This window comes from Kocuria subflava (assembly GCF_012163155.1).
GTDB lineage: Bacteria > Actinomycetota > Actinomycetes > Actinomycetales > Micrococcaceae > Kocuria > Kocuria subflava.
The window spans coordinates 58,708-79,981 of sequence record NZ_JAAVUN010000014.1 but is presented as its reverse complement, the minus strand read 5'-3'; the positions used below and the strand labels follow the sequence as shown (position 1 = coordinate 79,981).

Sequence of the window (21,274 nt, the reverse complement as noted above, 5' to 3'; positions counted from 1 at the left end):
CGCCGCCCCCCCGGCGGGAGCACCGCCCCCCCGGGGGGGGGGGGGGGCCGCGTTCACGCCCCGGCCCCCCCCCCCGTCGTGGTTCAGAAGGGGTGGATCAGAAAAGTAAGCTCAGGAGATGGTAGCCAGAACCGCTCCGGCGGAGACCGTGTCCCCGGGGTTGAAGTCAAGGCCGGAGACCGTACCGGACTTGTGGGCCTTGAGCGGCTGTTCCATCTTCATGGCCTCGATGACCACCACGGTGTCGCCCTCCTCCACGGTGTCCCCGTTGTCCACCGCGAGCTTCACGATGGTGCCCTGCATGGGGGAGGTGAGGTCATCACCCGTGGCCTTGGTGGTGCCGCCGCGGCCCGAGCGCTCGCGGCGCGGCTTGGTGCCGCCGGGGGCCGAGGCCTTGGTGGAGCCCAGGACGGATGCAGGCAGCACAACTTCCAGTCGTTTGCCGGCCACCTCAACCACCACGCTGCGGCGCTCCTCCGGGTCTGCCGAGGATTCCGGCGTTCTGGAGAAGGGCTCGATCTGGTTGTCGAATTCCGTTTCGATCCAGCGGGTGTGCACGGTGAACGGCTCATCGTTGGCCGGTGCGAAGGCGGGATCCGCCACCACGGCCCGGTCAAAGGGCACCACCGTTGCCATGCCTTCGATCGTGAGTTCGGCCAGTGCCCGGCGGGACCGATCCAGAGCCTGCTGACGGTCACGGCCGGTGACGATCAGTTTGGCAATCATGGAATCGAAGTTTCCGGAGACGGTCTCCCCGGCCTCCACACCGGAATCGATGCGAACACCGGGGCCGGTGGGCAGGCGCAGGGTGGACAGGGTGCCCGGTGCGGGCATGAAGTTGCGTCCGGGGTCCTCGCCGTTGATGCGGAACTCAATGGAGTGACCACGCACCTCAGGGTCCGTGTAACCGAGTTCCTCGCCGCGGGCCAGACGGAATTGTTCCCGGACCAGGTCGATCCCGGTGACTTCCTCGGAAACGGGGTGTTCCACCTGCAGGCGGGTGTTGACCTCAAGGAAGGAGATGGTGCCATCGGTTCCCACCAGGAACTCGCAGGTCCCGGCACCTTGGTAACCCGCTTCCTGAAGGATCGCTTTGGAGGATTCGTAGAGGCGGCCGTTCTGTTCGGCACTGAGGAACGGGGCCGGAGCCTCTTCCACCAGTTTCTGGTTGCGCCGCTGCAGTGAGCAGTCACGGGTGGAGATCACGGCAACGTTGCCGTGGGCATCGGCCAGGCACTGGGTTTCCACGTGTCGCGGGGAATCCAAGAACCGCTCCACAAAGCACTCGCCGCGCCCGAATGCAGCCGTGGCCTCACGCACTGCGGATTCGTAGAGCTCCGTGATGGATTCGCGTTCACGCACCACCTTGATACCGCGTCCACCACCGCCGAATGCTGCCTTGATGGCGATCGGCAGACCGTGCTGGTCTGCAAAGTCCACCACTTCCTGGGCTGACTGCACGGGCTCGGAGGTGCCGGGGACTCGCGGGGCGTCCACCCTCTCCGCAATGCGACGCGCAGCCACTTTGTCGCCCAGAGAGGCGATGGCATGCGGGGGCGGGCCGATCCAGGTCAAACCAGCGTTGATTACTGCCGCGGCAAAATCTGCGTTCTCGGACAGGAAACCGTATCCGGGGTGGATGGCATCAGCACCGGAGCGGGCGGCAGCGTCCAAGATTTTGTCGATCATCAGGTAGGAATCGGCCGCTGTGGTGCCACCCAGGCCGTAGGCCTCATCAGCCATCCGCACGTGCATGGCGTCCCGGTCCGGGTCCGCGTACACAGCAACGGAGGCAATGCCTTCATCGCGGGCGGCACGGATGATGCGCACCGCGATTTCACCGCGGTTGGCAATCAGGACCTTGGTCAGACGACGAAGGCCGGGGGTGGTGGCGTTGGGTGCCTCATGGGCTCCGGTCACGTGATCGATCTCCTCATCCGCTGCGCAGGTGCGCCAACCCGTTCTCTGTGGCCATCCCGCAATGGACGGCCATCCTGCAACCGACGGCCAATCTGTGGTGAACGTCCGAACTGAACCACAGCACTGTATTGGGTTGTTGTCCTCAAACGCACGTCACCGATCATTCGACCACACACCGGCGCGTAACTTGCTGTAGGACTCCCACAAACTCAGGCGCGTTCGCCGTGACGGCCCCACCACAGGGCGGCCTGTACCCGGGAGCTGACCTGCAGTTTTGCCAGGGTGTGGGACACGTGGGTCTTGACTGTGGACTCCGCCACCACCAGGTTCTTGGCGATTTCCTGATTGGAATGGCCTTCCGCCAAGAGACGTAACACGTCTTCCTCACGGCGCGTCAGCGGCTCCAGCAACGTGGGGGAGTCGCCGGCATGATGTGGGGAGTCCGGTTGATCGTGCGGGGGCGTGGCCGGGATTCCTCCCGACGACGACGCCCCCGGTGCACCCGTTCGCACCGCCCGATCGATCACAGTGCGCATGACAGCTGGTGAGAGCACTGCGTCCCCGCGGGTCACGCCGTGCACCGCGTTGATGATTTCCGCCGGTTCTGCGGATTTGACCAGAAATCCGTCCGCCCCGGCTTCAAGCGCTGCCAACACGTACTCGTCCAAGGCAAAGGAGGTCAGCATGATCACGGCAGCGCCGGTCTTGCGGAGATCGTCAATGGCGGACAAGCCGCTGTTTCCAGGCATGCGGATGTCCAACAACACCACGTCAGGGTGATGCTCACCAGCCAGCTGCAGGGCCTGCTGGGCGGTGCAGGCCTCCGCCACCACCTGGCAGGGTGGCGTTGCAGTTTCCAGGATCATCCGGACCCCGGCGCGGATGGCTGCGTGATCGTCAGCCAGCAGAACTGTGGTCAAGGGGTCTCCTCCTGGCGGGGTGGACGGTGGGAGCGGATTGTGGATCGGGGGGCTCCGGGACGCGCCCAGACTGCCCACTGGTTGTGCTTGCCTGCAGGACCGCCACCGGCCAGTGAGCTTTGACCATCCACCGTCGGCCGTCCTCTGCAGGACCGGCGTGGAAACTGCCGCCCAGATCCTGTGTTCGCATGGCCATGGAACGTAGACCCACCCCGCTGGTGAGCTCCGCGGGCTCTGGGCCCACCGTGCTGGAATCACCCATCTGGCTGTCCATGGGCGAAACGGCTGTCAGCGCCACATCTTCTCCAGTGACTGCCAGCCGGAAGGCCACAGTACCGGGGCCAGCATGTTTCAAAATGTTGGTCACGGTTTCCTGGACCACGCGGATCACAGTGTCCGCAGCCTCGGGTGAAGCCTGGGAGAGCAGTTCCACGGCGCCGTTTTCCACGGTGACCGAAGCTTGCGGGAAGGAAGCCCGCAGCCGGGCTTCAAGGTCCTCCGTGGCGCGTTGTGGATCCAGGTGCAGGTTGGCCGGGGCCTGATCACGTAGAACGTCTATCAGCGTCCGCATTTCCGTCAGGGCGTCCACGGATGCGGTCCTGATGGATTCCAGGACTGAATCCCGGGTGGCTTCCGGGGCGTTTCTCATGCCCTCTGTCCGCAGGGCCGCCGTCTGCAGAGCAACGGCAGAGAGGTGACCGGCCACGCCGTCGTGAAGGTCTTGGGCGAGCCTGCGCCGGTGCTCCTGGACCGCCAGGGCTGCTCGGGCCTGGGCCAGGTCGTGTTCGCGGGCGGTGAGTTCCTTTTGGGTGCGGGCGGCGTTCTCCGCCTCGGTGCGGGCCTGACGGTGGTGGCGGACCTCCCACGCCCACAGGGGAGGAATCAGCAGGACCACAGCGGTTTGCAGCACCAGGGCGAACCACACGGAGGCATTGTTGTGGGGGATCATCAGCGCCAGAATCCCCACAGTGGCGGTCACAGCAATACACAGTCCCGTGGTGAACCGCGCCAGGACACGGCTGCCGAACAGCACAGCAGTGAACACGGCCTCGAATTGGAGGAACACCGCACCCAAGCCGGAGGGCAGGACCATGGCTGCTGCGGACCCAAGTCCCGTGATGGTCAGGACTAGACCTGGATGGCGTTTGCGCCAGAGCGTGGCAGTGGCAGCAACCAGCAGCAACGCCAGTGTCACGCTGCGTGGCACCGGTGAGCTCAAGGCCAGCTCTCCGGAGATGGACCACCCGGCGCTCCAGAGCAGCACCACCAACGCCACGTACAGCGCCGCTGCACGGACGTCCAGTCTGGTGTCGGGGGAAACCATGTGCTGAATCTATCGGGTGGGACGGACGTCACAAGGCCGAGTCCGGTACAGGCCGGGCGATCTCATCCATTGGTACCGGTTCCCGGTGGGTCCAAGACGGCACCGTTGGCGGATGTGTGGCTGGGGTGGCCGCCACAAGATGGATTCATGGACACCTTCAGCAATGTGGCCACGGGCCTGAGCACCGCCGACGCCGGCACCTTGGTGCTGTTGGCTTTGGTGGATTCCACCAGTACGGGCACGTTGGTGCTGCCCCTGGTCCTGCTGCTGTTTCTGCCCACGGTGCACCACAGCCGGGGAAACGGCCGGGGAACAGGTGTGCAGGCACCAACACCGGCCGGATCCGCACCACCAGCACCCGGGACATCCACACCAGCGCCCATCAGATCCACACCCGCGCCATCACGGGCCAACGCCACCATCCGCGTGGTGGTCTACCTGATGGTCATCGCAGCCTTCTACTGGCTGGTGGGTGTAGCCATCATGGCCGGCTTCCAGGGGGTGGCAGAGCCCGTGGGCCAGATCCTGAGCTCCAGAGCGGGTGCCGTCATGCTGGTTGCAGTGGCCGTGGGTCTGCTGATCCTGAGTTGGTGGGTGGATCCCAAGGTCATTGAAAAGCGTGGCGGTGACCCGGAGGCCGGAACCCGGCGATGGGTGCAACGCGCACAGCATGCGGTGGGGTCCTGGAAGGGTGTTGGCGCACTGGCACTGGGCGCGGGACTCATTGAGCTGGCCACCATGCTCCCGTACCTGGCCGCCATGGGAGGGCTGGCGCAAGCCGATCTGGGGGTCGTGGAAACGGTGGTGGTCCTGGCCCTGTACTGCCTCATCATGATCGCACCGGCGCTGCTGCTGTGCCTGGTCCACGCGGTGCTGGGGAGCCGGATCGAACGCCCCGTGGCCGCATTGCGGGACTGGGCTGTTCGTGCCGCACCCACCACGCTGGCGTGGATTCTGGGCATTGTGGGTGTGGTGATCTTGGTCCGCACCCTGCCGGGGCTGCTGGGAGCCTGAGCCGTCACAGTCTCGGCTGCGGCTCCCACAACTCACCCAGGCCAACACCGGCTTGGTCGGCAAGAATCCGCAGCCCGTTGACGGAGAGCCCGATCACCGCGTGCAGGTCCCCGTCCACCCGTTCGATGAACGCCGCCCCGTACCCATCCAGGGTGAAGGAACCCGCCACCCACAGGGGTTCGCCGGTGGCAACGTAAGCGGCGACGTCGTCGTCGGACATGTGGGTGAAGGTGACGTCCGCACCGGCCTCCAGTCCACCGGCGAATCCGGTGCCGCCGGCCTCCGGGGCGCGGGTGTCGATCAGCCAGTGGCCCGTGTGCAAATGTCCGGTTCGTCCGCGCATGGCCGAGATGCGCTCGGTGGCGCGCTCGGGGGTCAGCGGCTTGCCGTGAACCTCCCCGTTGAACGCGAACACGGAGTCGCAGCCGATCACCAACCGGCCCTTGGCCTGGGGCAGGGCTGCCACGGCCTCGCATTTGGCGCGCGCCAGGCTCAGCGCGATCTCCCCGGGTTCAGTGGCGCCGGAGGCCAGCGTCACGGCCTCCTCGTCCACGTGCGAGGTCAGCTGCGTGAATCCCACACCTGAGTCCCGCAGAAGTTTGGCGCGAGCAGGGGATTGGGAGGCCAACAGCAGCAGGGGAGTCTCAGACATGCGCCCAGCGTAGAGCAGTTGATCGCCGCGGAAGATCCTTGCCCCGGGGTGCGTTGGGCAGGGTGGAGACAGTTTTTCACGACGACGGCGCCCGGTGCGGACAGTGAGGCAGATCAGATCATGCACGGTGAATACAAGGTCCGCGGCGGCAAACTGGTGGTGGTTGACCTGGAAGTCTCGGGCTCGCAAGAGCTGAGGATGTTCAAGGACGTGGTGGTCTCCGGAGACTTCTTCCTGGAACCGGACGAGGCATTCGAGGATCTCCACGCCGCGCTGGAGGGACTCCCGGCGTCCTTGAGCGTGGAAGGGCTCACCCGGGCCATCGAGGCCAAGTTCGAGGCCCGCGCGGAGGCCACAGGGGAAGAAGTCCGCATGATTGGCTTCAGCGCGGAGGCTGTGGCCATCGCGGTGCGCCGTGCGGTGGGCGCAGCCAAGAGCTGGGATGACCTGGACGTGGAAGTCATACCCATGAAGACCATGGACCCGGCCATGCACGTGGCACTCGATGAAGTTCTGGCTGCGGAGATGGCAGCCGGACGCCGTGGCCCCACGCTGCGCTTCTGGGACTGGGACGACGCCCTGGTGGTGATCGGCTCCTACCAGTCCGTGCGCAACGAGGTGGACCTGGAGGCCGCTGCGGTGAACAACGTGGGGGTCACCCGGCGCATCACCGGCGGTGGAGCCATGTTCATGGAACCCGGCAACTGCGTGACCTACTCCCTGATGGTGCCCGCTGGCCTGGTGGAAGGACTCAGTTCCGAGCGTGCTTACGCATTTTTGGACGAATGGGTCATGGGCGCCCTGGAGCAGATCGGGGTCAAGGCCCATTACGTCCCGCTCAATGACATCACCACGGATCAGGGCAAGATCGGCGGGGCCGCCCAGCGTCGATTTGCCGATGGCACGTTGCTGCACCACGTGACCATGTCCTATGACATTGATGCCAACAAGATGCTGCAGGTCCTGCGGATCGGCCGCGAAAAGCTCTCTGACAAGGGCATCAAGTCCGCCAAGAAGCGCGTTGACCCCATGCGCTCGCAGACTGGCATGGCCAGGGAGGCGATCATCGAGTCCTTCCAGGCGCATTTCCTGGAGCACTACCGTTCCCACCTGGGTGACTACCGCCCGGAGGAACTGGAGGCCGCTGGGCAGCTGGTGCGCACCAAGTTCGCCACGGAGGCCTGGACCCACCGGGTCAAGTGACTCCACCCCACCCACGATTGCCGAGTGTGGCGGGTTTGGTGGCCCCCGGCACGGGGAAACCACCAAACCCGCCACACTCGGCGGGGACGGAGGGAAGCGTCAGACGGTGCAGAGGGTGCTGCGGGTCAGGAACCGGTGGCCGGTGGGGGCCTCCAGGGAGAACCCAGAGCCACGGCCGGGCACGGCGTCGATGATCAACCTGGTGTGTTTCCAGGCCTGGAACTGCTCCCGGGAGATGTAGAGCTCCAGAGGCCCCAGGTCTGAACCGTCGGCCGCCGTGAGCACAGCAGTCCCCAGCAACACATCGGAATCCCCCGTGCGGAATTCTCCCACGGGGAAGCACATGGGCGCGGAACCTTCACAGCATCCACCGGACTGGTGGAACATCAACGCACCGTGCCGGTGCCACAGCTCGCGCAACAGTTCGACGGCGGCGTTCGTGTAGCCCACCCGTACGACGTCGTCCTCCGGACCCGCGGTGGCCTCCAGGGCGACGTCGGGTGTGGAGGGATCCACTGCTCGGTCCGCTTCTTCTGTCATCAGAACAGTCCCATCTCCTTCTCCGAGTAGGAGACCAACAGGTTCTTGGTCTGCTGGTAGTGATCCAGCATCATCAGGTGGTTCTCCCGCCCGATGCCGGAGGACTTGTACCCACCGAAGGCCGCGTGCGCGGGGTAGTTGTGGTACTGGTTCACCCACACTCGGCCCGACTGGATGGCGCGCCCGGCGCGGTAGGCGGTGGTGCCGCTGCGGGCCCACACGCCGGCACCCAGGCCGTAGAGGGTGTCGTTGGCGATCGAGATGGCGTCGTCAAAATCCGTGAACGAGGTCAGGGAGAGCACCGGCCCAAAGATCTCCTCCTGGAAGATCCGCATGGAGTTGGTGCCTTCAAACACGGTGGGCTTGACGTAGTAACCCTCCGCAAGGTCGCCGTCGAGCATCAGCCGCTCACCGCCGGTGAGCACCTTGGCGCCTTCCTGTTTGCCGATCTCCAGGTAGGAGAGAATCTTTTCCAGCTGATCCGTGGAGGCCTGGGCGCCCACCATGGTGTTGGTGTCCAGCGGGTTGCCCTGGACCATCTTGTTCACGCGCTCGATGCCGGCGGCCACAAAGTCGTCGTACATGCCCTTCTGCACCAGCGCGCGCGACGGGCAGGTGCAGACTTCGCCCTGGTTCAGCCCGAACAGGGCAAAGCCCTCCAAGGCCTTCTGGTAGAACTCATCCTGCTGCTGGGCGATGTCCTCAAAGAACACGTTGGGGGACTTGCCACCCAGCTCCAAGGTGACCGGGATGATGTTCTCCGAGGCATACTGCATGATCAGTCGGCCCGTGGTGGTCTCACCGGTGAAGGCGATCTTGCGGATGCGCTTGTTGGAGGCCAGGGGTTTGCCGGCTTCCACGCCAAAGCCGTTGACCACGTTGACCACACCGTCCGGCAGCAGGTCCTGGATGAGTTCGATCAACACCAGGATGGATGCCGGAGTCTGTTCGGCGGGCTTGAGCACCACGCAGTTGCCTGCGGCCAGGGCGGGCGCCAGCTTCCACACCCCCATGAGGATGGGAAAGTTCCAGGGGATGATCTGACCCACCACGCCCAAGGGCTCGTGGAAGTGGTAGGCCACGGTGTCCTCATCGATCTGAGACAGTCGGCCTTCCTGGGAGCGGATGGCTCCCGCAAAGTAGCGGAAGTGGTCAATGGCCAGGGGAATGTCCGCGGCCAGGTTCTCCCGGACGGGTTTGCCGTTGTCCCAGGTTTCGGCCACGGCCAGCGTTTCCAGGTTCTCTTCCATACGGTCCGCGATCTTGTTCAGCAGGATCGCGCGTTCCGTGGGAGTGCTGGTGTTCCACGACGGCGCCGCTGCCCAGGCCGCATCCAGTGCGGCCTCGATGTCTTCTGCGGTTCCGCGGCCCACCTCTGTGAAGGGCTTGCCGTTGACGGGGGAGACGTCCTCGAAGTACTCACCCTTGACGGGGGCCACCCACTTGCCGCCGATGAAGTGTTCGTAGCGGGACTTGAAGCTGACGGGTGAATCAGCCTGACCGGGTTGTGCGTAAACCGTCACGATGGACTCCTTTGTCACGTGGATTCTTGTGCGGCGCTGCCTCATGGATGCCGGGCAACCGGTGGGTCGGTCGGGATCGGACCGGCCCACGACGGACATGTCATGGACTCACTGACCCTGAACATGTGACGGAGGACACGCCGTTGGGGTCACGCTACTGCACGCCGAGCCTTCGTGCAGCCGGTTGGCGGGTGTGCATTCGCTGGGAAGCCGGCAGCACGGGTGACATGAAAACTGGGCCACGTCGGAGGAAAACGGCGAGCGGAACAGGCGATCCTTTTGTCACACATGGATTGTTTGCTGAAACAATGACGCCGCCCGTGGTGGGCCCAAAGGGGAGAAGATCACAGAATGATGACCGTTTCATCACAAATTGTGCAGACCACTTCTCAGCCTGGAACGCCGGATCTATGTTGACTCCATGGCGGGCACCACACCGCCAAACCGCCTGGCCAACCAGGATATGGATGCCCCACGGTGACCCGAATCTGCGTCCAGGGATTCCGGGTTGCCGCCACAGATGACGGCAACAGGCACCCAGGTGGTCTCTCCAGGAGAAAACTCTCATGAAAAACATCACTGCTGTATTCAACTCTGCCTCCAACGATTCTGTGATGATTTCTCAAACTCCGGAAAGTATTGGAGTCCCGGGTTTGTCTCGGCGTCGTATTCTGGTGGGCGCAGGCGGGGCACTGGCTGCCACGGTTCTGATGGGTGCTGTGGCACCAACGGCTGCGCAAGCCGCCCGGGCCGCGCTGCCCACTGCCGTTGATCCGGCACAGAGCGGGTGGGGAAACTTTGCCACCAGCGGCCGGTACGAGTTGTTCGGTGGCACGTTGAACATCTCCGCCCCGTGGTGGGTGCCCAGCGTGGATCGCATTGGCATGCAACTGGCCTATCAGTCCACCAGTGCCTCCACCCTGCAGGTCTCCTGGCAGGACAACAACAACGGCTCCGTGGTCTCCAGGACCTTGAAGCCGGGGGAGGTGTGGCGGCACAACACCAACTTCACGGCCCTGGGCGGTTTCGACGCCGTCAAGACCCTGCGGGTGGTGGCCAACGGCAAGGAACCGGTCAACCCAGCCTGTGAGGTGGTCCTGGCGCCTTGGTTGGCCCAGCGGGCCATGCTGCCCTCCGGTGGAGATGCCACCATCACGGATGCTGCCGCGTGCGGGGCCGACTTGGGTACCGTGCGCTGGGCATTGGCCAGCATGGTCACCCCGGGCACACCGCAGGCCGTGGACGTGACCACGTTCTTCCCGGACCTGCCCCTGATGCGTGACGAGGCAGTGAACTACCTCTACAACCTGGTGGGCATGCCGTACGTGGAGACTCGTCTGGGTTCGCCCTACGTGGACGTTGACTGGCGCAATCCGTACAAGCGCGCCATCTTCTGGGCCACGCAGTCCGGGATCAGCACGGGGCGGACGGCATCGGATGGCTCACGGACCTTCCGCCCGGCCCAGATGATCTCCCGTGAAGTCATGGCGCTGTTCCTCTACCGCTACGCCAAGACCTTCACCTGGGCCCCGGGGATGACCGCCAAGCGATTCGCGTTCTCGGATGTCAACCCCAACAGCCCGTACGCGGATGCCATCGGTTGGTTGGGTGCCATGGCTCTGGCCACCGGCCCCACGTTCCGCCCCAAGGATGCACTCACCCGCCGTGAGGCCGTGCGTTTCGTTCAGGGGCTGAGCACCGTCTGAGCAGTCCTTGCACCCCTCGGTGACCACGACGGCGGTGGGTCCGGTACCAGACCGGGCCCCCCCCCCGTCGTGGTGGTGTGGCGAGCCACAGCAGCCGGGATCAGGCAGGGCGCGCCAGGTCCAAGGCGTAGGCCAAGGTGTCCAGACCGGGTGAGCCCAGGGACAGAGCGTGGCGGTGGAACTCCCGCAGGGAGAACTGACCTGCCGTGGCCGCCCTCCACAGGTCCCGCTGTTGCTCCCAGACCCGCTGACCCAGTTGGTACACCGGTGCCTGCCCCGGCCAGCCCATGTAACGCATCCATTCAAAGCGCAGGGAGGCATCTCCCATCACAATGTTGTCCTTCAGGAATGCCCACCCGACCTCCGGGGACCACCGCCTGGCGCCTGCTGCCTGGCCCAGCAGGGGATCCAACTCGGTAGGAATCGGCAGGTCACAGTGGAACCCGATGTCAAAGACCACGCGTGCTGCACGCATGCGTTGGGCGTTGAGCATGCCCATCCGGTCCCCGGGATCCTGCAGAAACCCCAGATCGTCCATGAGCCGCTCGGCGTACAGCGCCCAGCCTTCCCCGTGACCCGGTACCCACAGCGCAATCCGCCGCCAACGGTTCAGGGTCTGGGCGGCGGCAATGGCCGTGGCGAACTGGAGATGGTGGCCGGGCACACCCTCGTGGTAGACCGTGGTGCGCTCACCCCAGGTCCGGAAGACCTCGGTCCCGGCAGGTACAGACCACCACATCCGTCCCGGGCGTTGGAAGTCCTCTGACGGCGGGGTGTAGTAGATGCCACCGTCCGTGGTGGGCGCAATCCTGGCCTCCAGGTGCTGCATGGGTTCCGGGATCTCAAAATGGGTGTCCGCCAAGGACTGGATGGCGTGTTCGCTAACACCTTGCATCCAGGAGATCAGCTCATGGCGCCCGTGCAGCTGCCGGTGGGGATCGGCATCCAGGGCATCCATGGCGGCCCGGATGTGATCATCACCGGCGTGCTCCGGGAGGATTTCCGATGCCGTCAAACGCATCTGCTCCGTCACGGCTCGCAGTTGCTGGGCACCCCAGCGGTAGCTTTCCTCAAGGTCCAGCTGGGCACCGCTGTGTTCCTGCAGGCGCAAAGCGTATTCGTGCCTCCCCACGGACATACCCTCCGGTGCTGCCTGCGCAATGGCACGCAACTCCTGCGCCAACCCCGTGTAGGCACGCCGGGCGGCATCCACCGTGGAGTGCAACTGCCTGCGCATGGTCTCCGGCATCTGCACCACGTGGGGCCGGTGGGTCAGCCCCATGAACGCCCCGTCCACGGAGGCGTAGTTCTCCGCCTGCTGGGCGGCATTGAGCAACTGGGGCCGGGCGGTGACCGGACCGTGCTCCTGCCGGTGACGCACCCCTGAGATCAGGCTGGTCACCGCACCGGGGACCTCCGCCAGCTGGGAGAGCACCACATGCCAGTCGTCGTCCGTGTTCTTGGGCAGGTTGTCAAAGGCCTCCCGGATCTTCTGCACGGGGGAGGAGATCCCGTTGATCCGCGCCCCACCCCAGCCGTTCTGGTACAGGGCGGTGGCCACTCCGATTCGTTCCCGTAGGGCATGGGCGGTGACGCGGTCGACGTCGTCCGTGGGTTGCGCCTGATCCAGATCCCGCAGGGTGGTGCGCAGCGCATCCTGTTCGGCCTCAAGGCCCTCCGGCCCAAAATCCGGATAGCCCCAGCCGTGTGTGGGCGCGTTGAGTTCAATGGCCCACGACGGATTGAGGGTCAGCAGACGGTCCAGGTGCGCATTGGCAGTCTGGTCGATGGCCGAAGCCTCACGCGGACCCTGGGGAGTGCTGACAAGGGCGGAATCTGGTGTGGGGGCTCCGGTGGATCGACTCATGATCCACCGACTTTAGCTGCTTGCCGCTGATTCAACGGTCGGCTTCAACGATCGGCAGCCGCAACGCTTCGAATGAATCAGCGGAACGGCAGGGTGCGCCGCCATGCGCCCAGGCCGGGACGCAGGCGCAACCCGAGGCGCGCGCGGCGGTTCTGTGCACGCCTGGTGCCCGTGGTCTCCGACTCTTGCGTCTCCGCAGCGGCGGCGAGAATCACTGCCGTGACCGCAGCAACCTCCTCCGGCGTGGGGTTGCCGCCCACAAAGTGGACGGCGGAGTCCTCCGCATGCAGGTGTTCCGGCAGCTGCTGGTCACCATAGGGATTCACGACGTCGTTGCCGGCGCCGTTGTGGCCCTGCTGGCCAGGTTGCTGGTGATGGGTGCTCACAGCGGAATGTTCCCGTGCTTCTTGGCAGGCGTGGAGGCCCGCTTCTCCCGCAGACCACGCAGTGCGCGGATGATGTTCTCCCGGGTTTCGGACGGGGCGATCACCGAGTCCACGTACCCGAGCTGGGTGGCCTGGTAGGGGTTGAGCAGCTGCTCCTCGTACTGCTTCACCAGCTCGGCGCGCTTGGCCTCGACGTCCTCACCCGCCTCCGCGGCAGCCTTCAAGTCACGGCGGTAGAGGATCTCCACCGCGCCCTGGGCGCCCATCACTCCGATCTGCGCCGTGGGCCAGGCCAGGTTGATGTCAGCACCCAGTTTTTTGGAGCCCATCACAATGTAGGCACCGCCGTAGGCCTTGCGGGTGATCAAGGTGATCAGCGGAACCGTGGCCTCCGCGTAGGCATAGAGCAACTTGGCACCGCGGCGAATGATGCCGTTGAACTCCTGATCCGTTCCCGGCAGGAAGCCAGGCACATCCACCAGGGTCAGGATGGGAATGTTGAAGGCATCGCAGTGGCGCACAAACCGTGCGGCCTTCTCAGAGGCCGCAATGTCCAGGGTGCCTGCAAACTGCATGGGCTGATTGGCCACGATCCCCACGGTGTGACCCTCCACCCGGGCATAACCGATCATCACGTTGGGCGCGTAGAGGGCCTGCATCTCCAGAAAATGCCCCTCATCCACCACGGCCTCGATCACCGCGCGCATGTCATAAGGCTGGTTGGCTGAATCCGGGATCAAGGAATCCAGATCCAGGTCCTCGTCCGTGAGCTCGAATTCCTGGTCATGGTCCAACAAGGGCGGTTCGGTCAAGTTGTTGGAGGGCAGGAACTCCAGCAACTCACGCAGGAAGTCAATGGCATCGGATTCATCCGTGGCCAGGTAGGTGGCCGTTCCCGTGGTCTCGTTGTGCTGCCGGGCACCGCCCAGGGTCTCCATGTCCACGTCCTCACCCGTGACGGTCTTGATCACGTCCGGGCCGGTGATGAACATGTGGGAGGTCTCATCCACCATGATGATGTAGTCCGTCAGCGCCGGAGAGTACGCGGCACCACCGGCACAAGGGCCCATGATCAAGGAGATCTGCGGGACCACACCGGAGGAACGGACATTCATGTTGAAGATGTCCGCGAACATGGCCAGGGAGGCCACACCCTCCTGGATGCGCGCGCCACCGCCGTCGTTGATCCCGATCACCGGGCAACCGTTCTTCAACGCGAACTTCTGCACCTTGACGATCTTCTCGCCGTTGGCCTCGGACAAAGATCCGCCCAGGACGGCAAAGTCCTGGGAGTAGATGGCCACCAGGCGTCCGTCGATGGTGCCGTAACCGGCCACCACACCGTCACCGGGCATTTTCTTCTTGTCCATGCCGAATGCGGAGGTGCGGTGGACCCGCAAGGCATCCAACTCCACAAAGGAATCCTGGTCCAGCAACATTCCCACGCGCTCGCGGGCGGTGTTCTTGCCCCGGGAGTGCTGGCGCTCAATGGCGGCCTCACCAGCGGGGGCAAAGGACTGGTCCCGGCGGTCGCGGAAATCGGCAATCTTGCCAGCAGTTGTGGACAAGTCGTGGCTCATGGCACCTCGCAGCTCACCGGAGAAACATCAGTTCTCCGGGCACGGATCAGCGGTGGACCTGGCCAGTCTAGGGAAGTCTGCCGACCAGCTCCGTTGTGTGACTTCTACAAATTCTTGGTCACCGCACGCGGCCCACGGTGACCTTCCACGGGCGCACAGCACGTTCGGTGATGACTTCTTCGACCAGCAGGGGGTCAGGATCCAGGAGTTCCAACGCCTGCTCGGGGGAATCGGCCTCAATGATCAGCAGTGCACCGGCGGGGGCGTCGTCGTCGTAGGGGCCTGCGGCCAAGAGGAGACCAGCCACCTCCAGTTCGTTGAGGAACTGGCGGTGTGCGGGGCGGTGTTCGGCCAGGGCATCCGCTGAACCGCCGTAAACGTAGGTGACTGCGTGAAGGGACATCTGGATCCTTGTCAGGTGGGTGTGGTCAGTGGGGTGCCGGGCTGTCAGAGGTCACGTGCGGGCAATTCCTGGCCCGTTCAGGGGTCCGCCTGGGGCCACGGCTACTACTGTGGATGTGAAACACATCAACATCACGACGATAACCCCGCCCGCCCGGGCGCGGAAACAGGAGAGTGGATGACCCGCGCAGGTGGCGATGGCAGCAGGCAGGTTGCCCCAGGGCAACTGGCTCATGACCAGGCCTTGCACCGGGATCTGGAACAAATTCTGGGTGCGCCGGTGGTGATGCTTTCTGAGGTCGGGTCCACCAATCAGGAGTTGGCCGACCGTGCCCGTGACGCCGCGTTGCACGGGCAGACCCCGGAGGACCTGACGTTGGTTGCCACAGATTTCCAGAGCCAGGGTCGCGGTCGCCTGGACCGCACCTGGGTGGTGGAACCTGGCGAGGCCCTCACGTTCTCTCTGCTGTTGCGTCCCGCAGCCCCCAGCGGACAGCCCCTGCCCACCCAGAGCTTCGGATGGCTGACCATGCTGCTGAGCTGCGCAGTCGTCCAGGCCCTGGCCGATCACGGCGTGCAGGCGCAGGTGAAATGGCCCAATGACGTCCTGGTGGGCGATCGCAAGATGGTGGGTGTGCTGGCCTCCCTGGTGACTTTCGACCACCTCCCACCAGCAGTGGTGGTGGGAGCCGGGATCAACGTCAGCTCCACACACCTGCCGGTGGACACCGCAACATCCGTGGTGCTGGAAGGCGGCACCGGGGACCGGGCGCTTCTGCTGCGTGCCATGGTGAGCAGATTCCTGCCCATCTACCGCAGTTACTGCGCCGACCCCACCCAACTCACCCGGCCTGACGGAACCCTACGGGCCCTGGTGGAAGGCCTGCTGGGCACCCTGGGGCGCAGGGTTCGCGCCGAACTGCCCGGTGACCAGACTCCCCTGGAAGGTCAGGCAGTCGGCTTGGACGATCACGGCGCCTTGATCATTCGTGACGACGACGGCGCTCACCACCATCTCAACGCCGGAGACGTGATCCATCTGCGTCCCGTGCAGGAGGCGCGGTGAGCAAAAAGTTAGGCCTGGAATCAGGGGAGCACGTGGTGGTCTCCACCGTGGCTCACCCGTCCAAACTGCTGAAGCCTGCGGTGGTGCTGGTGCTTGCGGTCTTCACCCATGCCCTGCTGCAACGGATGTTGGAGGTGCGTTGGCGGCCCATGGATGACACCTGGCAAACGGTGCACTCGGTGTTGGGAACGGGATTGTCCCTGCTGTTGGTGTTGGTGATCGTTCTGGCGGTGGTGCGCCCGGTCATGCGTTGGGCACTGACCCGCTTGGTGTTGACCAACCGTCGTTTGATGCTGGTGGGCGGGGCCGCACCACGCGGGGGAGTGCGAATCCCGCTGCTGTGGTTGCAGCGGGTGGAAGCACGCCCCGGACGCGGCTTTCTGGGTAGTGCCGGGATCGGGACGTTGAGCGCCGATTTCGGGGCCTCCGGTGTCCTGCGCCTGAACCACGCGCCGCAGGTGGAACAGTTCGCCGGGCTCATCCAGGAAACTTGCGATGCTCAGCACCGCTTGGCCCAGGGCTACGCCGGTGCCGGTGATTGGGGGAGGCCGTCATGACACCGTGGAGACCTTTTCAGCGTGACCGTGACGCCGATCCCGGCGCGGACACCGTGGGCCCGGAAAGCGTGGGCCCGGACAACGTGGGCCAGGATCAGGCAGGCCTGGATGAGGCGAGGCAGCAGCGGGAGCCGAGCGACGGCGTCGTGACCCAGCCTGAAATCGGACCCCAAACGGCGCAGATCAACCTGAACCTGCGCAATCCGGTGCAGGCCAACGTGTACGGATCGGAAGAATCCCGCCAGGCCTTCCATGACCTGGAGAATCTGCTGCTGGGCTCTGAACGTGACATGACCCGGCGGGAGGCTGCACACAGCGGTGGTTTGTCCCTGCTCAACGCCCGCAAGATCTGGCGAGCCATGGGCTTCCCCAATCTCACGGATGAAGAGGTGTATTTCACCGCCCGTGACGCCGAGGCCCTGCGGGACATCTCCGAATTGGTGCTCAATGACGAGGTCACGGAGGAGGGTGCCCTGTCCCTGGTCCGTTCCATGGCGCAGATGACCGACCGCATGGTGGTGTGGCAGGTGGAAGCGCTGGTGGAGGACCTTGTGGTCAACGGTGAGCGCACGGACGCGCAAGCTCGCCGGGAACTGCTGAACCTTCTGCCCAGGCTCATGCCCACGCTGGAAAAGCTGCTGATCTATTCATGGCGGCGTCAACTCAACGCTGCCGTGCAACGGTTGGCCATGCGTCAGGAGCGCCCGGACGGTTCCACCATGAGCGGTCTGCGTGATGCCGATGACGACGACGACTCCACGGACCTTCCGCTGGCTCGCGGCATTGGGTTCGCGGACATGGTGTCCTACACCTCGTTGTCCCGGCAGATGAACGAACGCACGTTGGCGGCACTGGTGCAGCGCTTTGAACAACGCTGTGCCGAGGTGATTGCCGTGGGTCGGGGTCGGCTGATCAAAACCATCGGTGACGAGGTCATGTTCATGGCCGAATCCCCGGAGGAGGGCGCGTTGATGGCGCTCGCGTTGGCGCGCATCATTCGTGATGATCCGGAACTTCCACAGTCCCGTGTTGCGTTCGTGTGGGGTCGTGTGTTGCCACGATTGGGTGACTTGTACGGTCCAACTGTTAATTTGGCTTCGCGGTTGGTTGCATTGACCCCGCCGGGCAGTGTGCTGGTGGATGCGTCCACGGCCTCAGTTCTGCGTGGGGATGACCGATTCGTGCTGACCCCCAAACAAACGCACAACGTGCGGGGCTTCGGTGACGTTCAGCCCGTGGAACTCTTGGAAGGACCCGGCCAACAACTTGAGGTGGATTACGCGTGAGCGTTGAACTGGTGATTCGCGCAGGAGCAGCCACGGACCGTGGTCTGCGGCGGGAAACCAACGAGGACTCCCTGGTGGTCACCCGCACCATGTGCGCGGTGGCCGATGGCATGGGCGGTCATGAGGCCGGCGAAGTGGCATCGGCCCTGGCCGTGCGGACCCTGGGCGGATCTCAGCTGTTCACGTCTCCGGACCCGTGGAGCGTGGAGGTTCCGGCCGAGCCCACGCCGTTGGACGACGTCGCCCGGTTCCGTGCCCGTGTGGAACGTGAGTTGAAACTCGATCCGGAAGTTCCGGATGCCACGTTGATGCTGCTGAGCAAGCTGCGTGCTGTTCTGGGTGCTGCGGACACGGCCATCCAGGAGCAGCTGGGAGGCCGGGCCGGTACCACCATCACCGGTGCCTGGCTGGTGGATGTTGAAGGCACCCGCCTGTGGTTGGTGTTCAACGTGGGCGACTCCCGGACCTACCGGTTGGTGCGCCCGCAGGGTGCCACGCCGGCCCCGGATCACGCGTCCGTGGCGCATCACCCCACCGGGGAGTTCACGGCCCATGTGGCGGATTCCCAGCCCGTTGAGCCTGCTCAGGAGCAGATCGCGGATGCCGACTCACCGGGTGTGGAGGTGGCCACCACCTCGCCGTTGCCCGTGGCACCCACACCCAAGGACGGCCCGCAGCCGGAGGTCCAGCAGATCACGGTGGATCACTCCGAGGTGCAGTACCTGGTGTCCATCGGCCAGATCACTCCCGCACAAGCCATGGTGCACCCGCGGCGCAACGTGATCACCCGCGCACTGGGAACCGGTCAGGTGTGGGAACCGGACATCTGGGTGGTCCCCGCTGAGCCGGGGGACCGCCTGTTGTTGTGTTCAGACGGTTTGACCGGCGAGGTTGCCACCGCCCACATCGCTCGGGTCCTGCACTCGGTGCCGCACCCCAAGGAGGCAGCGGACGTTCTGGTCAACGCCGCTCTGCGCGCCGGGGGCCGGGACAACGTGACGGTGATTGTTGCCGATGCCGTGGCCTCCAGGCCTGCGGATGAGGACACCACCACGTTTGTGCCCATCGACATGCGTCACGACCTCGGCTGATTTTCTTCCCCCGAACGTGAGATCACCGGTTGGTGTTGAGATCACCCACAATTGCAGGTGATCTCAACACCAACCGGTGATCTCACGTCAGATGAGGGACGGCCTCAGGCCTTCTCGCTGCGCGGCCAACGCCCTGCGGCGCGTTCCGCAGCCACCCAGTCGGCTGCCTCCTGCTGACGCTTGGCCTCAGCACCGGTGGCGATCTCCGCCCGCAGATGCTCAGGAGCAAAGTCGAAGGCTTCGACCACATCCATGATGTGTGGGCGCAACCGGGTGACCAGGCGGTCCACGTAGGACTCCACCATGCGCCCGCGCATCAAGGACATCCGACCGTGGGACAGGTACCAGTCCAGGTCAGCCTCGATCACGGACAGGCCGAACAGATCGCGCAGCCACAGCAGCACCTGATGCGTTCCGGGATCCTCGACCTTCTCCAACGCCCGGGTGAAGGCCTCCCACTGCAACAGGTGGGCGTGGGCCTTGGCAGCCTCGATCAGGCGGTGCTGGTTGCGGTCAAAGGCTTCTGCCGTGGCCTCCGGGGAGCCCTTGCCGGCCCCGCGCATGTTCTCCGCGACCTCACCGATCATGGAGCGCACGCGGTCGGTCAGCAAGGTGCGCTGAGTCTCCGGGTCCCGCAAGGCATTGACGGAGCGGCGCGGATCCGCGGAGTCGCGGAAGACCTGGGACAGGCCCCGCAGACCGGAACGGTTCACGGCCGTTTCTGCCGCACGGTCGGCCACCCAACGCGCCATGACGCCCACGTCCATGCGAGCGAACTCCTTGGCGTGATCGCCCAGCAACCGCTTGGCCACCAGCTGCATCAACACGGTGTTGTCACCTTCAAAGGTGGCGTAGACGTCCATGTCATGGCGCAGGTCCGTGATCCGGTTGGCGGAGAGGAACCCGGCACCGCCGCAGGCCTCGCGGCATTCCTGCAGGGAGTCCAAGGCCAACCGGGTGGAGGTGGCCTTCATGGCCGCTGCCAGAGTTTCCAGGTCCTGACGGGCGTCGTCGTTGTCAGCGCGCCCGGAGAAGACGTCGTCGTAGGCCACCAGGAGCTCCTCGTGAGCGAATCCCGCGGCCAGCACGCGTGCCACGTACGGGAAGAGACGACGACGGTGGCGGGTGTAGTCCAGCAGCACTCGCTCGGGCTGACCCGGCACGGGGGCGAACTGGCGGCGTTCGTTGGCGTAGGTCAGGGCAATGGCCAGACCGGCCCGAGTGGCCACCACGGCGGAACCGTCCAGGGACACACGGCCCTGCACCAAGGTGCCCAGCATGGTGAAGAACCGGCGGCCGGGGGAGGAGATCGGGGAGGAGTAGGTGCCATCCGGCTCCACGTGACCGTAGCGGTCCAGCAAGTTCTCCCGGGGGACACGGACATGGGTGAAGCACAACCGTCCGTTGTCCACGCCGTTGAGGCCACCTTTGTAGCCGTCGTCCTCACCGGCGATCCCGGGAAGGAACTCGCCGTTCTCGTCCCGGATGGGCACGTAGAGCGCGTGCACGCCGTGGTTGACACCGCCTGTGATCAGCTGGGCGAACACCACGGCTGCGCGTGCGTGGACGGCGGCATTGCCCAGGTAGTCCTTCCACGCAGCCCGGAACGGGGTGTGGATCTCGAACTCTTCCGTGGCGGGATCGTAGGTGGCGGTGGTGGCAATGGATGCCACGTCAGAGCCGTGCCCGATCTCCGTCATGGCAAAAGAGCCGGGGATCCTCAGGGACCAGATGTCGGCCAGCCATTTGTTGTGATGGGTTTCGGTGCCCAGGTTCAGCACGGCGGAGCCGAACAGGCCCCACTGGACGCCGGCCTTGATCTGCAAGGAGGCATCGGCCAGGACGAACTCCTCGAAGGAGGCCACATAGGCACCGGGCTGTCCGCCGCCACCTTGAGTTGTGGGCAGCCCGGCCATCACGGCATCACTGCCGGCCAACTGCTTGAGGGCCTCGAACGTGCGCTCGCGCTGTTCCTCCTTGGTGCGCCCGGGCACGTGGTGGAACTGGGGGTCCTTGATCAGTTCGCGTGATTCCGTGCGTTCTTCCGCATAGGAGCCCAGCAGCATCTCCCGCAGCAGGCTGGTGTCCAGGTGAACCTGGTCATGGGATTCGGCGGCGAATTCCTGATCCACGCTCTGGGCGTCCGTGGGTGCCTGGGATTTGGCAGCCCGGCGGCTGAGACGGTTGCGTGGTGAGGTGTTCGGCTGTGAGGTTGCCAAGGTGTCCTCCTGCTTGAT

The 21,274-nt window shown here is 65.0% G+C and carries 18 protein-coding genes; 7 read left to right on the top strand and 11 right to left on the bottom strand.

The genetic code is table 11. The annotated features are described in order from the left end of the window. Positions 1-111: 111 nt before the first annotated feature. The 3 genes from GTW58_RS08535 to GTW58_RS08525 all read right to left on the bottom strand — a co-directional run bounded on the left by GTW58_RS08535 (position 112) and on the right by GTW58_RS08525 (position 4,164). Entirely contained in the window at positions 112-1,920 is a 1,809-nt protein-coding gene (locus GTW58_RS08535; RefSeq protein WP_189587242.1) for an acetyl/propionyl/methylcrotonyl-CoA carboxylase subunit alpha, read from the bottom strand. A gap of 209 nt (positions 1,921-2,129) precedes the next feature. Continuing rightward, the gene (locus tag GTW58_RS08530; RefSeq protein WP_119932032.1) at positions 2,130-2,840 is read right to left on the bottom strand and encodes a response regulator; all 711 of its coding nucleotides are present in this window, start codon (positions 2,838-2,840) and stop codon (positions 2,130-2,132) included. Beyond that, the gene (locus tag GTW58_RS08525) at positions 2,818-4,164 is read right to left on the bottom strand and encodes a sensor histidine kinase (RefSeq protein ID WP_119932031.1); all 1,347 of its coding nucleotides are present in this window, start codon (positions 4,162-4,164) and stop codon (positions 2,818-2,820) included. The genes GTW58_RS08530 and GTW58_RS08525 overlap by 23 nt, the downstream gene beginning before the upstream one ends. 147 nt (positions 4,165-4,311) lie before the next feature. Between GTW58_RS08525 and GTW58_RS08520 the strand changes: the two genes are divergently transcribed. After that, the gene (locus tag GTW58_RS08520) at positions 4,312-5,178 is read left to right on the top strand and encodes a GAP family protein (protein ID WP_119932030.1); all 867 of its coding nucleotides are present in this window, start codon (positions 4,312-4,314) and stop codon (positions 5,176-5,178) included. A gap of 4 nt (positions 5,179-5,182) precedes the next feature. Here GTW58_RS08520 and GTW58_RS08515 read toward each other — a convergent pair whose 3' ends face one another. Then, complete coding sequence (locus GTW58_RS08515) at positions 5,183-5,830, bottom strand: Maf family protein (protein WP_047692141.1); 648 nt, start codon at positions 5,828-5,830, stop codon at positions 5,183-5,185. Between the two features lie 120 nt (positions 5,831-5,950). Here GTW58_RS08515 and lplAB point away from each other — a divergent pair, with 120 nt between their 5' ends. Then, complete coding sequence (gene lplAB, locus GTW58_RS08510; protein WP_119932029.1) at positions 5,951-7,033, top strand: lipoate-protein ligase LplAB; 1,083 nt, start codon at positions 5,951-5,953, stop codon at positions 7,031-7,033. A gap of 99 nt (positions 7,034-7,132) precedes the next feature. On the opposite strand, the gene GTW58_RS08505 is transcribed toward lplAB, so the two are convergent. Both GTW58_RS08505 and exaC read right to left on the bottom strand, forming a co-directional pair. Beyond that, positions 7,133-7,573: a DUF779 domain-containing protein gene (locus tag GTW58_RS08505; protein WP_119932028.1), complete on the bottom strand. Its 441-nt coding sequence runs from the start codon at positions 7,571-7,573 to the stop codon at positions 7,133-7,135. After that, a complete protein-coding gene (gene exaC, locus GTW58_RS08500) occupies positions 7,573-9,096 on the bottom strand; it encodes an acetaldehyde dehydrogenase ExaC (protein ID WP_119932027.1) in 1,524 nt (507 codons plus the stop codon). Before exaC ends, GTW58_RS08505 begins: the two co-directional genes overlap by 1 nt. A gap of 566 nt (positions 9,097-9,662) precedes the next feature. On the opposite strand from exaC, the gene GTW58_RS08495 reads away from it, so the two are divergent. Next, complete coding sequence (locus GTW58_RS08495) at positions 9,663-10,802, top strand: S-layer homology domain-containing protein (RefSeq protein ID WP_119932026.1); 1,140 nt, start codon at positions 9,663-9,665, stop codon at positions 10,800-10,802. A gap of 100 nt (positions 10,803-10,902) precedes the next feature. On the opposite strand, the gene GTW58_RS08490 is transcribed toward GTW58_RS08495, so the two are convergent. From GTW58_RS08490 to GTW58_RS08475, 4 genes are all read right to left on the bottom strand, one after another. Next, the gene (locus GTW58_RS08490; RefSeq protein WP_119932025.1) at positions 10,903-12,669 is read right to left on the bottom strand and encodes a DUF885 domain-containing protein; all 1,767 of its coding nucleotides are present in this window, start codon (positions 12,667-12,669) and stop codon (positions 10,903-10,905) included. Positions 12,670-12,746: 77 nt separating this feature from the next. After that, entirely contained in the window at positions 12,747-13,055 is a 309-nt protein-coding gene (locus tag GTW58_RS08485) for an acyl-CoA carboxylase subunit epsilon (RefSeq protein WP_232817892.1), read from the bottom strand. Then, positions 13,052-14,635 carry an acyl-CoA carboxylase subunit beta gene (locus GTW58_RS08480; RefSeq protein ID WP_047692349.1) on the bottom strand — a complete coding sequence of 528 codons (1,584 nt, stop codon included), beginning with the start codon at positions 14,633-14,635 and terminating at the stop codon, positions 13,052-13,054. The genes GTW58_RS08485 and GTW58_RS08480 overlap by 4 nt, the downstream gene beginning before the upstream one ends. 118 nt (positions 14,636-14,753) lie before the next feature. Beyond that, entirely contained in the window at positions 14,754-15,038 is a 285-nt protein-coding gene (locus tag GTW58_RS08475; RefSeq protein WP_047692350.1) for a YciI family protein, read from the bottom strand. 177 nt (positions 15,039-15,215) lie between these two features. Between GTW58_RS08475 and GTW58_RS08470 the strand changes: the two genes are divergently transcribed. From GTW58_RS08470 to GTW58_RS08455, 4 genes are read left to right on the top strand one after another with little or no spacing between them, the layout of a single operon-like run. Further along, on the top strand, positions 15,216-16,103 hold the full coding sequence (locus GTW58_RS08470; protein WP_052209841.1) for a biotin--[acetyl-CoA-carboxylase] ligase: 888 nt from the start codon (positions 15,216-15,218) through the stop codon (positions 16,101-16,103). Beyond that, a complete protein-coding gene (locus GTW58_RS08465) occupies positions 16,100-16,660 on the top strand; it encodes a hypothetical protein (RefSeq protein WP_119932024.1) in 561 nt (186 codons plus the stop codon). The genes GTW58_RS08470 and GTW58_RS08465 overlap by 4 nt, the downstream gene beginning before the upstream one ends. Next, positions 16,657-17,946, top strand: a complete 1,290-nt coding sequence (locus tag GTW58_RS08460) for an adenylate/guanylate cyclase domain-containing protein (protein ID WP_119932023.1) — start codon at positions 16,657-16,659, stop codon at positions 17,944-17,946. The genes GTW58_RS08465 and GTW58_RS08460 overlap by 4 nt, the downstream gene beginning before the upstream one ends. Next, on the top strand, positions 17,943-19,037 hold the full coding sequence (locus tag GTW58_RS08455) for a PP2C family protein-serine/threonine phosphatase (protein ID WP_119932022.1): 1,095 nt from the start codon (positions 17,943-17,945) through the stop codon (positions 19,035-19,037). Before GTW58_RS08460 ends, GTW58_RS08455 begins: the two co-directional genes overlap by 4 nt. Before the next feature lie 104 nt (positions 19,038-19,141). Here GTW58_RS08455 and GTW58_RS08450 read toward each other — a convergent pair whose 3' ends face one another. Next, on the bottom strand, positions 19,142-21,256 hold the full coding sequence (locus tag GTW58_RS08450) for an acyl-CoA dehydrogenase family protein (protein WP_119932021.1): 2,115 nt from the start codon (positions 21,254-21,256) through the stop codon (positions 19,142-19,144). Between the last annotated feature and the right edge of the window lie 18 nt (positions 21,257-21,274).